This is a genomic window from Syntrophales bacterium (assembly GCA_026417625.1).
Classification (GTDB): domain Bacteria; phylum Desulfobacterota; class Syntrophia; order Syntrophales; family UBA8958; genus JAOACW01.
The window spans coordinates 48,569-64,347 of the sequence record JAOACW010000003.1; the positions used below are offsets into that span (position 1 = coordinate 48,569).

The 15,779-nt window shown below is 44.9% G+C and carries 13 protein-coding genes; all 13 read right to left on the minus strand.

Annotation, left to right across the window (positions count from 1 at the left end):
- Window position 1: 1 nt before the first annotated feature.
- Complete coding sequence (gene hisF, locus N2317_02985) at window positions 2–781, minus strand: imidazole glycerol phosphate synthase subunit HisF (protein MCX7816465.1); 780 nt, start codon at window positions 779–781, stop codon at window positions 2–4.
- Window positions 771–1,424 (minus strand): imidazole glycerol phosphate synthase subunit HisH, encoded by a 654-nt coding sequence (gene hisH / locus N2317_02990; GenBank protein ID MCX7816466.1) that lies wholly within the window; start codon window positions 1,422–1,424, stop codon window positions 771–773. Before hisH ends, hisF begins: the two co-directional genes overlap by 11 nt.
- Window positions 1,379–2,392 (minus strand): TIGR01212 family radical SAM protein, encoded by a 1,014-nt coding sequence (locus N2317_02995; GenBank protein MCX7816467.1) that lies wholly within the window; start codon window positions 2,390–2,392, stop codon window positions 1,379–1,381. The genes hisH and N2317_02995 overlap by 46 nt, the downstream gene beginning before the upstream one ends.
- A 5-nt stretch (window positions 2,393–2,397) precedes the next feature.
- Window positions 2,398–2,865, minus strand: a complete 468-nt coding sequence (locus N2317_03000) for an MGMT family protein (protein ID MCX7816468.1) — start codon at window positions 2,863–2,865, stop codon at window positions 2,398–2,400.
- A 122-nt stretch (window positions 2,866–2,987) separates the two neighbouring features.
- Window positions 2,988–4,697, minus strand: coding sequence for a DUF6178 family protein (locus N2317_03005; GenBank protein MCX7816469.1), 1,710 nt, complete (start codon window positions 4,695–4,697; stop codon window positions 2,988–2,990).
- A 22-nt stretch (window positions 4,698–4,719) separates the two neighbouring features.
- Window positions 4,720–5,670, minus strand: a complete 951-nt coding sequence (locus tag N2317_03010) for a glycoside hydrolase family 130 protein (GenBank protein MCX7816470.1) — start codon at window positions 5,668–5,670, stop codon at window positions 4,720–4,722.
- Window positions 5,657–7,009: a glycosyltransferase gene (locus tag N2317_03015; protein ID MCX7816471.1), complete on the minus strand. Its 1,353-nt coding sequence runs from the start codon at window positions 7,007–7,009 to the stop codon at window positions 5,657–5,659. Before N2317_03015 ends, N2317_03010 begins: the two co-directional genes overlap by 14 nt.
- A 10-nt stretch (window positions 7,010–7,019) precedes the next feature.
- Window positions 7,020–7,961, minus strand: a complete 942-nt coding sequence (locus N2317_03020) for a glycosidase (protein ID MCX7816472.1) — start codon at window positions 7,959–7,961, stop codon at window positions 7,020–7,022.
- Between the two features lie 60 nt (window positions 7,962–8,021).
- The gene (locus N2317_03025) at window positions 8,022–9,227 is read right to left on the minus strand and encodes a hypothetical protein (GenBank protein ID MCX7816473.1); all 1,206 of its coding nucleotides are present in this window, start codon (window positions 9,225–9,227) and stop codon (window positions 8,022–8,024) included.
- A gap of 10 nt (window positions 9,228–9,237) precedes the next feature.
- The gene (locus tag N2317_03030; GenBank protein MCX7816474.1) at window positions 9,238–11,589 is read right to left on the minus strand and encodes a glycosyltransferase family 4 protein; all 2,352 of its coding nucleotides are present in this window, start codon (window positions 11,587–11,589) and stop codon (window positions 9,238–9,240) included.
- A gap of 180 nt (window positions 11,590–11,769) precedes the next feature.
- On the minus strand, window positions 11,770–14,826 hold the full coding sequence (gene nuoF, locus N2317_03035) for an NADH-quinone oxidoreductase subunit NuoF (protein MCX7816475.1): 3,057 nt from the start codon (window positions 14,824–14,826) through the stop codon (window positions 11,770–11,772).
- Between the two features lie 21 nt (window positions 14,827–14,847).
- Window positions 14,848–15,231 carry a (2Fe-2S) ferredoxin domain-containing protein gene (locus N2317_03040; GenBank protein MCX7816476.1) on the minus strand — a complete coding sequence of 128 codons (384 nt, stop codon included), beginning with the start codon at window positions 15,229–15,231 and terminating at the stop codon, window positions 14,848–14,850.
- Between the two features lie 19 nt (window positions 15,232–15,250).
- The gene (locus N2317_03045) at window positions 15,251–15,745 is read right to left on the minus strand and encodes an NAD(P)H-dependent oxidoreductase subunit E (protein MCX7816477.1); all 495 of its coding nucleotides are present in this window, start codon (window positions 15,743–15,745) and stop codon (window positions 15,251–15,253) included.
- Between the last annotated feature and the right edge of the window lie 34 nt (window positions 15,746–15,779).

Here is a 15,779-nt window from a genome sequence, read left to right on the forward strand (position 1 = left end):
ATTACCAGTTTAGGCGCACCTTAATATCTTTTTCAGCAAGATACTTCTTTATTTCGAAGATTGTATACATTTTGAAGTGCACGATTGATGCCACTAAAGCGGCATCAGCTTTACCCTCCGTGAGGATTTCTGCGATGTGTTCAGGTCTGCCTGCTCCACCTGATGCTATTACGGGTATCTTCACGGTATCAGAGATCATACGGGTAAGTTCAACATCGTAGCCTTCTTGTGTTCCGTCGGCATCTATGGAGTTCAAACAAATCTCTCCAGCTCCTCGGGATTCCCCTTCCTTTGCCCATTGCAGGGCATCCTTACCTGTGGATGTCCGTCCACCGTGGATGTATATTTCAAATCCCGAGGGGATGGATTTTGAAGGGGGGACCCTTTTCACATCCATTCCGAGAACGATGCACTGACTTCCAAACATACGTGCACCCTGATTTATAAGCTCTGGATTTTTTACTGCCTCTGTATTTATACTTACTTTGTCTGCCCCTGCTAGTAGTACAGCTCTCATATCCTCGATGGATCCGATTCCTCCACCTACTGAAAAAGGAATAAATATGGTTTCGGCGACACGCTCGACCATATCGAGCGTTACCTTTCTGCCTTCGGGGGAAGCGGTAATATCGTAGAAGACTATTTCATCAGCCCCTTGTTCGTAGTACAATTTTGCAGCTTCTACAGGATCACCGATATCTACGTTGTTTTTAAATTTTATCCCTTTCGTAAGTTTACCATCCCTTACATCTAAGCAGGGTATTATTCTTTTACTCAACATCAGTTCCCTTCCATTTGCTGAAATTAGATAAGAGATGAAGTCCCCACCGCCCACTCTTTTCAGGGTGAAATTGAACGGCGGCAAGGTTTTTTCGTCTGAGGGCAGAACAGAATTTAACGCCGTAATCAGTTATGCCTATTACTGTTGCAGCATCTTCTGGTTCAGGGTGGTATGAATGTGCGAAGTAAAATTCCGTCCGGTCCGGTATTCCTGAAAATAGAGGATGTTGCTTTTGAAGATGAACTGCATTCCAGCCCATGTGAGGCACCTTTATGTCCCCGCCAGGTGATTGGAGTCTACGCACCGTTCCCTCGATGAGGCCAAGGCAAGGTGTGTGGTTTTCCTCGCTTCTTTCAAGGATGATCTGTGAACCAAGACATATACCGAGAATTGGTTTCCCCTCCCAAAACCACTGGTAAATCCACTTGGCTAGACCTGTATTCTCTAAATTTTCCATGGCTTGTCCAGCGGCTCCCACACCAGGAATAATTATTCTTTCACATTTATCCAGAACTTGCCCCTCGTGGGATATCACGTAGGACAACCCTAGATAATCTAAGGCGTTAGATATACTTTTGAGATTACCCGCCCTGTAATCTATGACACCGATCTTGTATGACCCGAATATTTTATTCCTTGCCACGAATTGCGCCTCTTTAATTCTTTATCTATGCTATTTAGGACATCCATCTTATTTACAGCCCATTGGGGACCAAGAAAAATATCTTTGTACCCATCTGCTGTGAGGCGTTGGATAACCATTGTCGGTGGAAGTATTTCAAGAATATCGCATACAGTGTCAATGTACTCCCTTTTGCTCATCAATGATATTTCCCCATTTTCATACCAATCACCGAGTTTTGTCCCTTTAAGTGCTAACAACGAATGAATTTTAATACCGTCTATGGGGAGAGAAGCGATAACCTTCGCAGTTTGTAGGATATCATCCCTTGTTTCTCCAGGTAGTCCCACGATTATATGAACGCAAATATGAATACCCCGACCTGCTGTGCGCATTATAGCGTCTATGAAAGTTGCAGCGTCGTGGCACCTGTTGATCAGAGTAAGGGTCCTGTCATGAATGGATTGTAGGCCATATTCAACCCATACGTGGTATTTTTTTGCGTAACTTTCTAATAGATAAAGTACTTCTGGTTGAACACAATCCGGCCGTGTGCCTATGGAAATACCTATGACATTCTCTTGATTCAGCGCTTCGTCGTACAGTGCTTTCAAATGTGTGAGGGGACCGTAGGTGTTTGTAAAAGTCTGAAAATAAGCGATGAATTTCCCAGCCTGTTTGTGTGCTGAGTAGTAAGCTTTACCTTTGGCTATTTGATCAGTAATCGAAGGTAGAGGACCTTTCTGTCTCAATTGGGATCCTCTGCCATCACAGTAAACACACCCTCCCCATCCTACCTTTCCATCTCGATTCGGGCATGTAAATCCAGCGTCGATGGGAAGCTTGTAGACGTTGCAACCGAATTTGTTTTTCCAGTAACTTTTCAGGTCGTAGTAACGCTTGCTGTTATTCCAGAATGAAGGACGAGTGTCGTTTTTTTCACTTTTATTAACGGTTATTTTTATGTTTTCACCTGGGCGTTCGTTCATGGTTGTTAGAAATCAAACAGATAATTCTCCATTCGGATTCTATCTTTGCTAATGTATATCCCTTCGTTTTTCAGAAGCCAAAGCTTCATATCCTTCCCGGCACTGAACCCACCGATATAACCATTAAAGTATACAACACGATGACAGGGGATTACAATAGGAAAGGGGTTTTTTGCCAGCGTTTGCCCAACTGCCCTGGATAGGCGCATGTCTCCTAGATGTTTGGCAAGAGTTCCGTAGGTGATCACTTTACCTCTGGGAATAGTAGTACAGGCCATAAATACTTGTCTCTGAAACGGGCTACATATGTCGTAGTGGAGCAAATGAAGGGGAAAATTGACGTCTTGTCCCTGGAAGTATTGTTTTAGTGTTTCGCACAGCGACATAAGATCTGTCGGTATATTTTTTTTTACTGGTATACGTGTCACATAGTTGTCTACCTCACTTTTGGAGGGAAGTACTAGGCGGATCACTTTGGTTAGATTTTCCTTCTGGAACCACAGAATTGAGAGAGAACCCTTGAGGGTGTCAACGTTCAAGCGGTAAATTTTTTGAGGTGATTTTTTGTTATAAGATTCAAACAGGAATAGGGACATTATTTTGAACTAGCGATCAGTAAATATGGGGAATACCTACTATCGAGGTGTTCTTCTCGAATGTTTTCATACTCTTCGCAAAAGATATTCCAGATGAAATTCAGCGCATCTTTTAATGAATTTTTCTCCATCTCAGAATATTCGTAGGCTCCCTCCATTAAGGCAGTTATGAAATGTTCGCGGAATTCGTCCATTCTATAGGGTGGTGCGGACTGCCCCTTCCTGACTATTCGGAAGAATTGCTGGGCTTCCTCAATGCTCAGGGGATCCTCTTTTGCTTTTTTGCCCAAAATGCTCCGTGCCCAGCGGTTGAAAATAAGGGGGTAAAAGGTTCTGTAAAGTTTGCGTGCTTCACTCTGGGTTATGGAAAGTGTCATTCTGGATAATAGTTTGTCAAGTGCCTGTATCTGCCTGCATCTATGCCGTGCCGAATCGATTTCCTCTTTACTTTGAAAGTCACGGTGCAATTCTTTGTTTTTCTCAATTGTGTAAAAGAGGGGTCGTATTGCAAGAAGCCCATTTAGCGTTTCTTCCCAGGGTTTACCCCAGAAATCAATGTTCCACCCCATATTGTGGAACCAGCTTTCACGGCGCCAGTTCTTTATTTCTCTTTGCAGTTTAACGGCGAAACCATAACCTACTCTGAATAGAGAGATTATATTGTGAATTTTCAAAAGCAACGCCGCCTCATCCTCGTCTTTGGAGAGAAATTCTAAGGCAATATTGAGGTATCCACTTGCCCTCTGACAGTAGAAACTTAGGATTTCACGATCTTCAACTTTAAAGCCATCGGCCGCAATTAGACTGTTGCAGAGATTGGAAAATTCAAGGCGGAGACGGTCTACGATTAGTGAGTCTTCTATTTTTTGTATTGCTTTAGTTAGAAGAGTTTTGCCACGAATATGCGCTAACGGTAATACTGGAACCGATGTTGCTTCTTCTGTCGACGTTAATCTACCAGGTAGTACTGATGAAGATTCTCTTTGTAACTCGTGAGGTTCCATAGGGGCATAAACAGCGAGTGCCTCTTCATAGGGCACGAAGCCATATTCTGCGAGTCTTGAATTCCTCATGCGGTAGAGTTCCTCTTCTGATTCTGCTGGGATAACAGAGGCTAGTGCAAGAAGAAATTTTTGGTATCCAATGTGGTTTTTATGAGCAAGTAAGCTTAAGAGATATTCAATCCGTTGTTGATCATCATCTTTAATGGATCGGATGTAGTACCTTCCATCTAACGTGAAGTATCCTTCAGGGATAACAGCTTCAGCATCATCGTCTACTATAATTACATGGGCACGTCGAACGAGAAGTAAGGAAAACAGAGTGCCACCCTCACTTAAGATCCAATCGGCCAATCTTTCCGGATCGGCATCACCGAGACAGCTCAACCAGGAGAGGGTTTTGTCATGGTTTATGAGGTCTTTGTCCCAGATCTCGAGGTCTAAAAGGTATTGCCATTGTTCCTCTGAGGCGAGTTTTAAGATTATGGCGGAGTCTTCCATTCCCACTTTTTTGATCATCCAGTAGAAATCTTCAGCAGGCAATTGTCTAACAACTTCTTCGGGATTGTCATGTTTCAGTAACCGGTTCAAAAGGGTACTCCCCGAGAGGGATAAAATGTCCTTCTGTAAAGCCCGTATACCAACTTTTTGTTGAATTGGACGTTCCGAGTTTCCTCTTACTTTCTTCCTTTCTGCTTTTTTTGGCATTTCGATTTCTTTCTAGTTTTCCTTAATAACCCAGAGGAGGACGTGGATTTTGGAGACACATTTCTACAAGTTCTGTAATCTTCGCAGTGCCCGCGCAAACTACAGTGTCTGCTCCTCCCCAGTATATTTTTAATGTTCCATCGTCTTCAGGAACAGCTCCGCAGGAGAATACCACATTATGAACATATCCCGTTATCTCCCAAGGATCCTCAGGTTGCAGTACCCATTCATCTGCCACGCCTATTAATCGCGAGGGATCTTTTAGATCGTGTAATGCTACGCCCATTCTATATATGGAACCATCCATTGTTTTGAAAACTCCGTGGAACAAATTAAGCCATCCCTTTTCCGTTTTAATGGGTGTTGCTCCTGGACCTACTTTCATTTCATCCCAGTGGTACCTTAGAGGTTTTATGAGAATCTTTGAATCCCCCCAGTGAATAAGATCGGGGGAATAAGATATCCATATGGACCACGGTGAAACCTCCGTATGAGGTCTGTCAAGACGAATGTATCTGTTGCCTATTTTTTCTGGAAAGAGTACCACATTACGGCAGTCAGCTTGGGTAATAATGGCTATGCGTTCCAAGTTTTCAAAATCTTCAGTTGCGGCAAGTACAACACGGATCCCATGCCTGGAGTAAGCGCTATACGTAATAAGATATCGTCCTTCCATGAAACATATGCGTGGGTCTTCAACCCCATATTCTTCATAGGTAGCGAACGGCTCCTCCTCTGCGGGTATAATAAATGGTTTTTCACTAACTCTGAAGGAAAACCCATCTTCACTCTCTGCCAGTCCGATGATTGAGCGGCCATTGCGGAGGTGGGATCTAAAGAGCATGATGTATTTACCGTTGTACTTTGTAACCCCGGCGTTATGTACCGTTTCTACCGGGTAAGGAACATCGTGTTTCGTGAGAATGGGATTTTTATTGTATCTTTTTATAACGGCTTTTTCAGGCCCTCCCATAATCATCCTCAGCTCTCTCAATGTCGTCTTCTCCAAAGTAATCACCCGTTTGTACCTCAATGAACACGAGTTTGTCCTTCCCGTTATTTTGTATCCTGTGCCATGCTCCTACGGGGATATTTACCGCGTCACCTGGGGACATAGATCTTTCAGTACCATCGATGGTTACTGTGCCACTTCCTGAGATAACATACCAGTGTTCGGAACGGAATTTGTGTCTCTGATAACTTAAACGCTCCCCTGGGTATACTGTAATTCTTTTGACTTTATGGTATGAATGGTCGGACAGAATTTCATAGAACCCCCACGGTCGGTGGTCCTCTCTTTTTCTGCATTCCAGGATTTTCTCGTACACTTTAATGTAGTCATTTACCATCCTATCCACACTGAAACGTTCTTCTACCCAGAGACGGCATTGGCTCCTATCGAGGTACTGGACTAGGGGGACTTTTTCTAGCATCTCATCCACATTGGTTGTCAGAAACCCGGTGACACCATCAACAATCACCTCAGGCATACTACCTCTGTTGATGGCGATAACTGGTGTTCCGCAGGCCATTGCTTCTACTACAGAAAGACCAAACGGTTCATTGAAGTTTATGGGGTGTAAGAGCGCATAAGCACCTCCAAGGAGACGATCTCTCTCCTGGGGCCCTGCACTACCAACGTAAACTATATCTATACCATTTAGTTTTGGTTTCACGTAGAGGTTGAAATAATCTTCATCCTGAATGATTCCTGCTATGATGAGTTTAAACCCAGTTTTTTCTGCGATTTCTATACATTCCCTCGTTCCCTTTTCGTGGTGAATTCGACCAAAAAAAAGGAGATAATCTCCTGGATCTTTCTGAAATGTGAATTTTGTTAGATCTATACCATGATGAATTGTGGCGATGTAATCAAGGGAAGGGTGTTTATCAGCCTCACTGATAGCGACGTAGAATGTTTTATTATTGTATTTTTGGTAGACAGGCAAGATCTTCGGGGAGGAAAAACCATGGATAGTGGTAACCACGGGTGTACCTGTTAGTCCGGAGTATGTGAGAGGCAGAAAATCGAAATGATTGTGGATTATATCGAATTCATTACTCCTTTCAAAAACCTCCGATATATGTAGACATTCCCATACTTTTGGTAAAATTGATTTGTCTTCTTCGTATCCCCGAGGGCATACGCTCACCAATTTCCCCTTTGTTTGGGAATCACCTGTGGCAAATAGTGTCACGTCTATGCCTTTTTCTACAAGACCCTCTGTGAGTAGAGAAACTACGTATTCCCAGGGACCATAATGTCTAGGAGGAGTTCTCCACGCTATTGGTGCCAACATTGCAACTTTCATTGAGGTACCCTTAACCCTGTTGCGCTAAATAATCCAGTAAGTCCGATAGTTTGGCGGTCGCAAGAGAAATGCTTTTGTCTGCCCCTCCATAATATAAGCGGATTTCGCCGTCCGTCAATATCCAACCACAGGGAAACACAACTTTATCGACATCTCCTACCATTTCATAAGGCTCTTCCGGCGCAAATATCCATTCATCTGTTCTGGCAAGAACTCGGGTAGGGTCCTTCAGATCGAGAAGAGCAAGTCCTAGACGATAAATGCAACCACTCACCGTGGTTTTCACTCCGTGGTATAATATGATCCATCCTTTTTCGGTTTTTATGGGAGGGGGGGATAGTCCGATTTTTCGCGCATCCCACCAAGCACCTTCTCTTGCCATGAGAAGAACCTTGTGTTTACCCCAGTGGATTAGGTCTGGAGAATAGGAAATCCACATATGTGCCCCTAGACTTGGAAATGTTGATACAGGACGGTGGATCATAATCCAGTTCCCGTTTATTCTTTCCGGAAAGAGAGCGGCGTCTTTGTTTTCCGGAGGTAGGATTACGCCGTGTCGCTCGAAGTTATTAAAGTCTTTTGTTGTCGCCAGAGAAACCACAGGGCCTAGGCGAGAGTATGCTGTGTAAACAATTGCCCAGCAGTTTTTTTCTTTAAGGTAGGTAATTCTCGCATCTTCAATCCCCCATTCCTCTTCAGGATGTCTTTTGGGATCAGGTATCAATGTGGGTTTAGGGTCTATCGCCCAGTTTTTTATGCCGTCTTGGCTCCTTGCTGCAGTAAAATGAGAAATACCACGTCGGTCCTCCACCCTCATTAAAAGGAGAGTGGCTCCGTCGACAAGTGTAGCTCCCGCGTTGAATACTGAGTTTGCTGAATATGGAAGATCATCTACCTGTATTATAGGATTTCCAGGATATCTTACGAACAGCTCTTTCTTCGTGTACTTCATGTTAATTTTATACTTCTTTACTTTTAGAGAACTACCGAGTATTAGACATTTGGTAATAACTCAGAACTCTGATTCCAACTCCACAGGTTTGCCCGTTTTTACAGCTTTGTTGGCGAGTTCGTAAGCCTCATTGTACTTCTTTGCGATTACTTCCCAGGAGACAACGTTTTCGAGGTAATGTTTTAAATTTTTTCTGAGCTTCAGGCGGAGTTCCTCACATGAGGCTAGGAGAACGATTTTATCCTTTAGCATTTCTCTATTTGTGAACAAGAGTCCTCCTTCGCTTTCAATTGTTTGTGCCGTTAAACCTTCCATCGGGGCTGTTGTTATGTACGGCCTGTTGACCGATATTATTCGCGCTAATGTTCCGGATTGTGTTTCATCAACCGTGGGTAGTACTACAAAATCACAAACTGCTATCATTTTGTAGTAATCGTCACCACGGGGTATGAATTCTCTGTAGTGGGCAATGCCTTTTTTCTCCAGGTATTTTAGTTCTTGTGTCCAGACTTCGTAATCGCTTCGATGTGCGGGATCGCGCATAGCTCCCGCCGCCAATAAATCCCAGTCTTTACCCGTTTTTTCTTTCAGAATTTGGTAAAGTTCCTCCCACATTTTCAGTAAGATGTCCCATCTTTTATTCGACTGTATCCATCCTACCATGCCCACTATATTCTCTGCCATTCCTACTAGATCCAGTCCGAGTTCCTTTCTAAGAAGAGGGATTTCTTCGTCGCTCCACTGTTTATCAGGTCGAGCCCCGTGAGGAACTACCATTATGTTCTGTGGTATGGGCCATTCTCTGCACCGGAAGTTCCAGTCAAGTCGCCATCTCTGGTAGTGGCATTTAAAAAGGACTACGTGGCTTCGTTGACATACTTTGAATATAAAATCTGCTTCAAAATCGCTGAGTCTACCGTGTACTGTATGGGGCTCAACTACGATAGGACGGTCTCCTATGGCTTCCAGCAGGGCAAGAAAACCATCATTGCCATCACCTATGCCACGGCTATCACAGTGTTCATACAGGCCGTATTCGTGTTGGATGTGTACTACGTATGGGTCCAGCTCTTTAACTTTATCGGCAACTGGTTTCCACCAGTTGCTCTGCTTGGGGTCTATAATTGGAAAGACCCCATCGCCTTCTCCATCGGTGTGGCTTATGACAAACACTGCGCGATGGGGATTTGCTTTCTGGATGAATTCCCTTGCCTCTTCGCAGAAAGTGGCTATTCCACATAATCTGGGAGGATATGAGCTAATCATGATAATGGGCTTATTTCGCAATGGCAAATCCCTCATTGGTGTTTTCAAATTTGTTGGAAAATTTGTTCTCTAATTTGTCCTCAGCCTCCACAGAAATCTGTACGCTCCTGATCTGGTACATCGTCATAAAGGAAAGAAAGCATGCCAAAGTTGATTCGGCGCCCTGATTACGGTTGGGTCCATCAGCATGGAGTCCGTCGCAACAACCACCTGTGCGGTGATCGTAGAGAGGTACGTTGAGATCGTTTCTTCCTAGGAACCATTCCAAACACAGCTGGGCTTTATCTATCCATCGGGGGTCCTTAGTAATGTTGTAAGCCTCTCTACAGGCGACAATGATATTGAAGGCCTCTATGGGCTGCTGATCAAAACGGGCCTTTGGACCTCCTTTGCAGTACCAACCGTTGTTTCCAATGGGAACAAAGTGCCCTTTTGAATCTGTCTGGATATCGATGAGCCATTCCAGTGAACGTAGACCAGCTTCTACCATATCCTGTCTTTGCATGGCGTGTCCCGATATAAGTAACGCGTGGGAGATCCTTCCATTCGCGTATGTCACTTTTTCTTCGATCCATGGCCAACCGTCGGAGGCATTTTGCTGATACAACTGAAATAGTTTTTCTGCAACTGTATCTCTTATACGACGTACTTCACTCGCCCCGCCGAATCTCTTCAAATATGCATTTATGCCCGTTAGTGCGAAGGCCCAAGCCCTAGGTGAGCTAAAATCCTTCAATGCAGGTAAAGCCATCTCAAATAGCATTTGTGCTGCACACCGAATGTCATCAGAATCGGAAATAGCAACTGTTTCTCCAAGTGCCCAAAGAGCACGACCGTGGCTATCTTCTGACCCGACTTCTTCCATCCATTGTCTGTCGTATCCCATGAAATTACGGAAACAGCGTTTCTCTTTATTGAAGGCATGGAGCAGGAAACTTAGGTAAGTGCAAGCCAGGTTCGTAACCGTGAGGCTATCAGCTATGAGATCGTTTGCCATGAGAACTGCAATTAAAGCTCGGGCATTGTCATCCGTGCAGTAACCGTAGTATCGGTCGGGCACGATATACTTGGCATGCTGCATGATGCCTACGTTGTCCGTTAGTCTAATTATGTGATCCAGCTTTATCTGTGGTATTTCCCGAGGTATTGCTGCCATGGTTTTGGTCTGGAAAACAGGTCGCGGGGTTCTTTCCCTTTCCTGTTTCACTTCACTCAGTACTTCGAGATACTTTCTCGCCACTTCTTTCCATACCATATTCCTGCAAAAAGTGTAGGCCCGCTTACGGACTGCGTGACGTTCTACTTCGTTTTGGAGAAGATCATTTACCTGCTCTGCAAGTGCTTCTGGATTCTGAAAGGGGACGAGGCGTCCCCGTCCTTGGGCAAGCATCTCCTCGGCGTACCAGTAAGGAGTGGAAATGGTTGCTTTTCCACATCCTAGGGCGTAAGCCAAAGTGCCTGAGACAATCTGTTCTTTGTTTACATATGGTGTCACGTAGATATCTGCTGTGCCTAAGAATTCGCACAGTTCTTTCAAGTCTACGAATCGGTTGTGAAAGATGATATGTTGAGCAACGTTGTTTTCCCGCGCTTTTCTCTGGAGAAACAGGCGATAAGCCTCACCTTGTTCTCTCTTTATATGCGGATGTGTTGCTCCAAGCACTATGTAAACAACGTCGGGGTGCTCTTTAACTATGTAGGGTAGGGCGTCTATCATGGTTTCGATTCCTTTACCTGGTGAAAGCAGACCGAAGGTAAGTATGACTTTACGCCCTTCAACACCAAACTGATCTTTGTAGAAATTTGGATCTATGAAGGGCACATCTGGGATTCCGTGATGTATCATCACAATCTTCTCTCGCGGAACTTTGTAGACGTCCATCAGGATGTCAATTGCTCTATTACTCATGACTACGAGTTTATCCGAAAATTGCGCTATGTGTTTCATTACGCTTAACTGACCTGGAGACGGTGAGCTTAAAACCGTATGAAGGGTTGTTATCACAGGCATTCTGAGTGTGGCCAGTAGCTCCAGTATGTGGGAACCGTACTCTCCTCCGAAAATTCCGTATTCATGCTGGAGACAAACAACGTCCACTCTGTTCATATTTAGAAAATCGGCGGCTAATCTGTACTCATCTAGCGCCCATTGATTCACTTCAAATCGTACCTGGGGTGGATATTGATAACCTTCGGGAATGTCATTCATAACTACCGCCCAGCATTCAAGGTAGGGATCTTCCTCCTTGAGAGCAGTGAGAAGATCGGTGGTGAATGTAGCAATGCCACAACGGCGTGGTATGAAGTTGCCTATCATAACTACTTTGCGTAAATTAGACTGATAAATCGAAGACTTCAGCATAGTGTTCCTCCTTGCGCATAGTAATGAGGAATCGTGTGTTTACACTACTAAAAGTGGAAGAACTCTATGCTTTATGATAGGCTCCAAGTGCAGTATGTCAAGGGTCGGCATACGAATTTGCAATTAGAGAAGAGTAGGACAAAGTTAAAATTGAACTTCACCCCCTTCACTCTCTAAGGGTTAAATTTCAGCGTCACATCTTAGACATCTACAGGCTTCTTTTATAGCTTTTTCTTTAGTGTACCCCAATTCCACCTCCGAGAAGTTCCTTTTTCTTTCAACGATAGAAAGTTCCGGCATTTTTTCCTGTGGTGATTCTATAGTTTCCTCATCTATTTCGAAGGGAATTTCTATTTTCTCTTCTTCTGGTTCCTCCCAGGGAGGTTCCCCTTTTGCCTTTCTTATCTCGGCATCGATTTCCTGGGCAGCCTGTTTACCAGCTGCTATTGCTTCAATTACCGTTGCGGGCCCTGTCACCGCGTCTCCGCCTGCGTAGAAGCGTGCTGATGTGGTTTTTGTTTTACTTCCAGTTTGGATCTCAAACAGGTTCCATCTATTTGTAGTTATACCACTTTCGGAGGGGACAAAAGATAAATCCGGTGACTGACCAATTGCGGCTATTACTGCGTCCACCGCTAGGGTAAATTCAGAACCCTTGATGGGGATAGGTTTACGGCGCCCGCTGTTATCAAAATCTCCCAATCGCATTCGCTCACAGGTGATACCTGTTACTTTTCCATCCTTTCCCTCAATCCTGAGGGGGGCCACAAGGAACTCTATTTTGATACCCTCTTCTTCTGCAGCTTTTACTTCTTCCTCTGCTGCCGGCATGTCTTTTCGTTCTCTGCGGTAGAGAATAGTGACTTCAGCACCGAGACGAAGGGCGACCCGTGCGGCATCTATAGCCGAGTTTCCTCCACCCACGACAGCCACTTTTGATCCCAAGGTCTTCTCCTTCTTCAACCACTGTTCTTCGTGTAGATTGAAATCTCTTAAGAATTCCACGCCACCGTAAACACCGTTCAGGTTCTCCCCCGGAACACCTAGTCTTTGGCTTTTATGAGCACCCGGTGCCATAAAGACGTAGTCATAATTCTCACTTATCTTTTCAAAGGGGATGTCTTTTCCTATGCGGGTGTTGCATATAATGTCCACGCCGAGAGCCTTAATATTTTCTATTTCCTTAGCCAATATCTCTCGTGGCAGTCGGTATGAAGGAATGGCCCATCTTAACATTCCACCTGGTTCTGGCAGCTCTTCGTAGACGGTAACTTTGTATCCTCTAATGGCGAGCTCACGCGCAGCGGTAAGTCCCGCCGGTCCAGCACCCACAATGGCGATACGCTCTTTCCGAGTTACAGGTACCGGTTGAACCACCGGAGGCTTTGCGTTGTCTGTGATGAAGCGCTTTAGATATTTGATTGCCACAGGTGCATCCAACTTCCCTCTCCTGCATTTTGATTGGCATTTGTGATCGCAAACCCTACCGCATACTGAGGGGAACGGATTTGTCCTTAAAAGTACCTTATATGCATCGTCGAAGCGTTGAGCGCGGATCAGTGCGATGTAAGCGGGAATATCCATTTCTACCGGACAAGTATGTTGACAGGGTGATTTAAACAGGGCTCCGCACACGGCAGCGTCGCAGTGGCGATATTTGATGTGATCTTCGTATTCTTTTCTGAAATAGCGAATAGTACTTAAAACTGGATTCGGTGCTGTTTGGCCGAGCCCGCATAGTGAAGTGGCCTTAATAGTTTGAGCCATTTCTTCCAAAAGTTCAATATCTCCTTCTTTGCCTTTACCAAGCGTAATGTTTGTGAGTATCTCCAACATACGTCTAGTTCCCTCACGGCAGGGAACACACTTGCCACAGGACTCATCTTGGCAGAATTCCATGAAGAATCTTGCCATGTCAACTGCACATGTGTCTTCGTTCATAACGATGAGCCCGCCGGAACCCATAATAGCGCCAAGTTCGGTTACCGTTTCGTAGTCGACAGGGGCGTTTAGATGCTGGATAGGAATGCATCCACCGGAGGGTCCCCCTAGCTGGGCCGCTTTAAATCTTTTCCCCTTGGGGATTCCCCCTCCAATGTCGTAGACTATGGTTCCCAGTGTCGTTCCCATGGGGACTTCCACTAGTCCTACGTTATTTACGTCTCCTGTAAGGGCGAACACCTTAGTTCCTTTGCTTTTCTCCGTACCCACGCTTGCAAACCAATGAGCGCCATGGCGGATGATAAGGGGAACGTTGGCAAATGTCTCAACATTGTTCAGGATGGATGGTTTCTGCCAGAGACCAGAAACGGCGGGAAAAGGTGGACGCGGTCTTGGCATGCCCCTTTTCCCTTCGATGGAAGTCATAAGGGCCGTCTCCTCACCACAAACAAATGCACCTGCCCCTTGATAGATCTCTATATCGAATTCAAATCCGGTTCCTAAGATGTCTTTACCTAAAAGACCAAGTTCCTTGGCCTGGGTAATGGCTATATTTAGACGATGGATGGCGAGGGGATATTCAGCACGACAGTATATATATCCCTGTTTGGAACCAATGGCTTTTGCCGCAATTATCATTCCTTCAAGAACAGCATGAGGATCTGCCTCAAGAATAGAGCGATCCATGAAAGCCCCAGGATCACCTTCGTCTGCGTTACATATGACGTATTTTATATCGCCTGGCGATGAAGCACAGAACTTCCACTTCAGACCCGTTGGGAAGCCTGCTCCTCCCCGGCCCCTGAGACCGGAAGCGGTAATTTCACTTATTATTTCTTCAGGGGTCATATCAGTAAGTGCTTTCGCGAGTGCCAGATAACCATCTCGCGCTATGTATTCTTCGATATTTTCAGGATCGATTAGACCTCTATTTCTTAGTACACGCAGTTCTTGAAGGGCAAAGAAAGGGATGTCACGCATTCTAGGTATAACTTCCTCTGTAGATGGTTCTTTATATAGGAGTCTTTCAAGAACCCGTCCTTTAAGGAAGTGTTCCTCCACCAGTTCAGGGATATCTTCGGGTTTAACCGTCATGTACACAATACCCTCGGGATAAACCACCAAGATGGGACCCATTGCGCAAAAACCGTTGCAACCAGTTTCAACGACTTTGATTTCTCTGGTGAGGTTTTTCCTTTCGAGTTCTTCGATCAACTTTTCTCTGATCTTGATGCTACCTGACGCATGACAACCTGTACCACCACATACAAGCACATGGGAACGAAACACTCTCATTTTTGATTTTGACCTCCTTTGCTATTTTTCCGTCTCTGTCCCTCTTGCCAGTGCAAAGGGTGTCTGAATCTCACCCCCCAAGATGTGTCTTCTGAATACCTGCCGCATTTTGTTCGCATTCATAAGTTCGTATTTAATGGGTTCTTGACCGCGAATCTCCACAGTAACAATTGGTTCACGACTGCAAAGACCTATACATCCCGAGGTTGTAACAATAATATCCGTTGCCCCTGCCTCCTCAATTTCCTGCATAAGTGTATCAAGTACTGTTTTTGCCCCTGCTGCAAGTCCACATGTTCCCATATGGACGGTGATCTTCACTCGTTTGCCATCTTCTCGGAGGGAGGTTTGGGCCTGTATCTTTTCTTTTATCTTTTTCAAATCTTCAATGGTTATTTTAGCCATGGCGTTACCTTTCTTTTCTTTACGAATATTGGCTTAGTATGTCTTTTACTTTTGCGGGTTTTACGCGGCCGTGCACGTCTTTGTCCACCAATATAACAGGGCCTAGACCACAGGCTCCGAGACAACGCACCGTTTCAAAGGTGAATTTTCTGTCGGGCGTTGTTTCTCCTTCTTTGATTCCGTATGTTTTTTCTATGGTTTCGGCAATTGCTCTGCCTCCTCTAACATAGCAGGCCGTGCCGAGACACACCCTCACAGTGTGACGCCCTCTAGGGGTTGTGGTGAAAAATGAATAGAATGTAACCACTCCATAAACACGGCTGGGAGGTAACTTCAGTTCTTTTGCGATTACCCTTTGAACCGAAACGGGGAGATATTCTAAAGCTCCCTGTGCTTCTTCAAGCAAGGGTATAAGCCCACCTGGCTTACCTTTGTATTTTTCTATAATTTCTTTTAGCTTGAGTACCTGATCTTCCGTAAATTCGCCGAGTAGTTCCTGATATCCGTTTTTCATGTGGTGCCCTCCTCACTGACATATGAGACCCTAT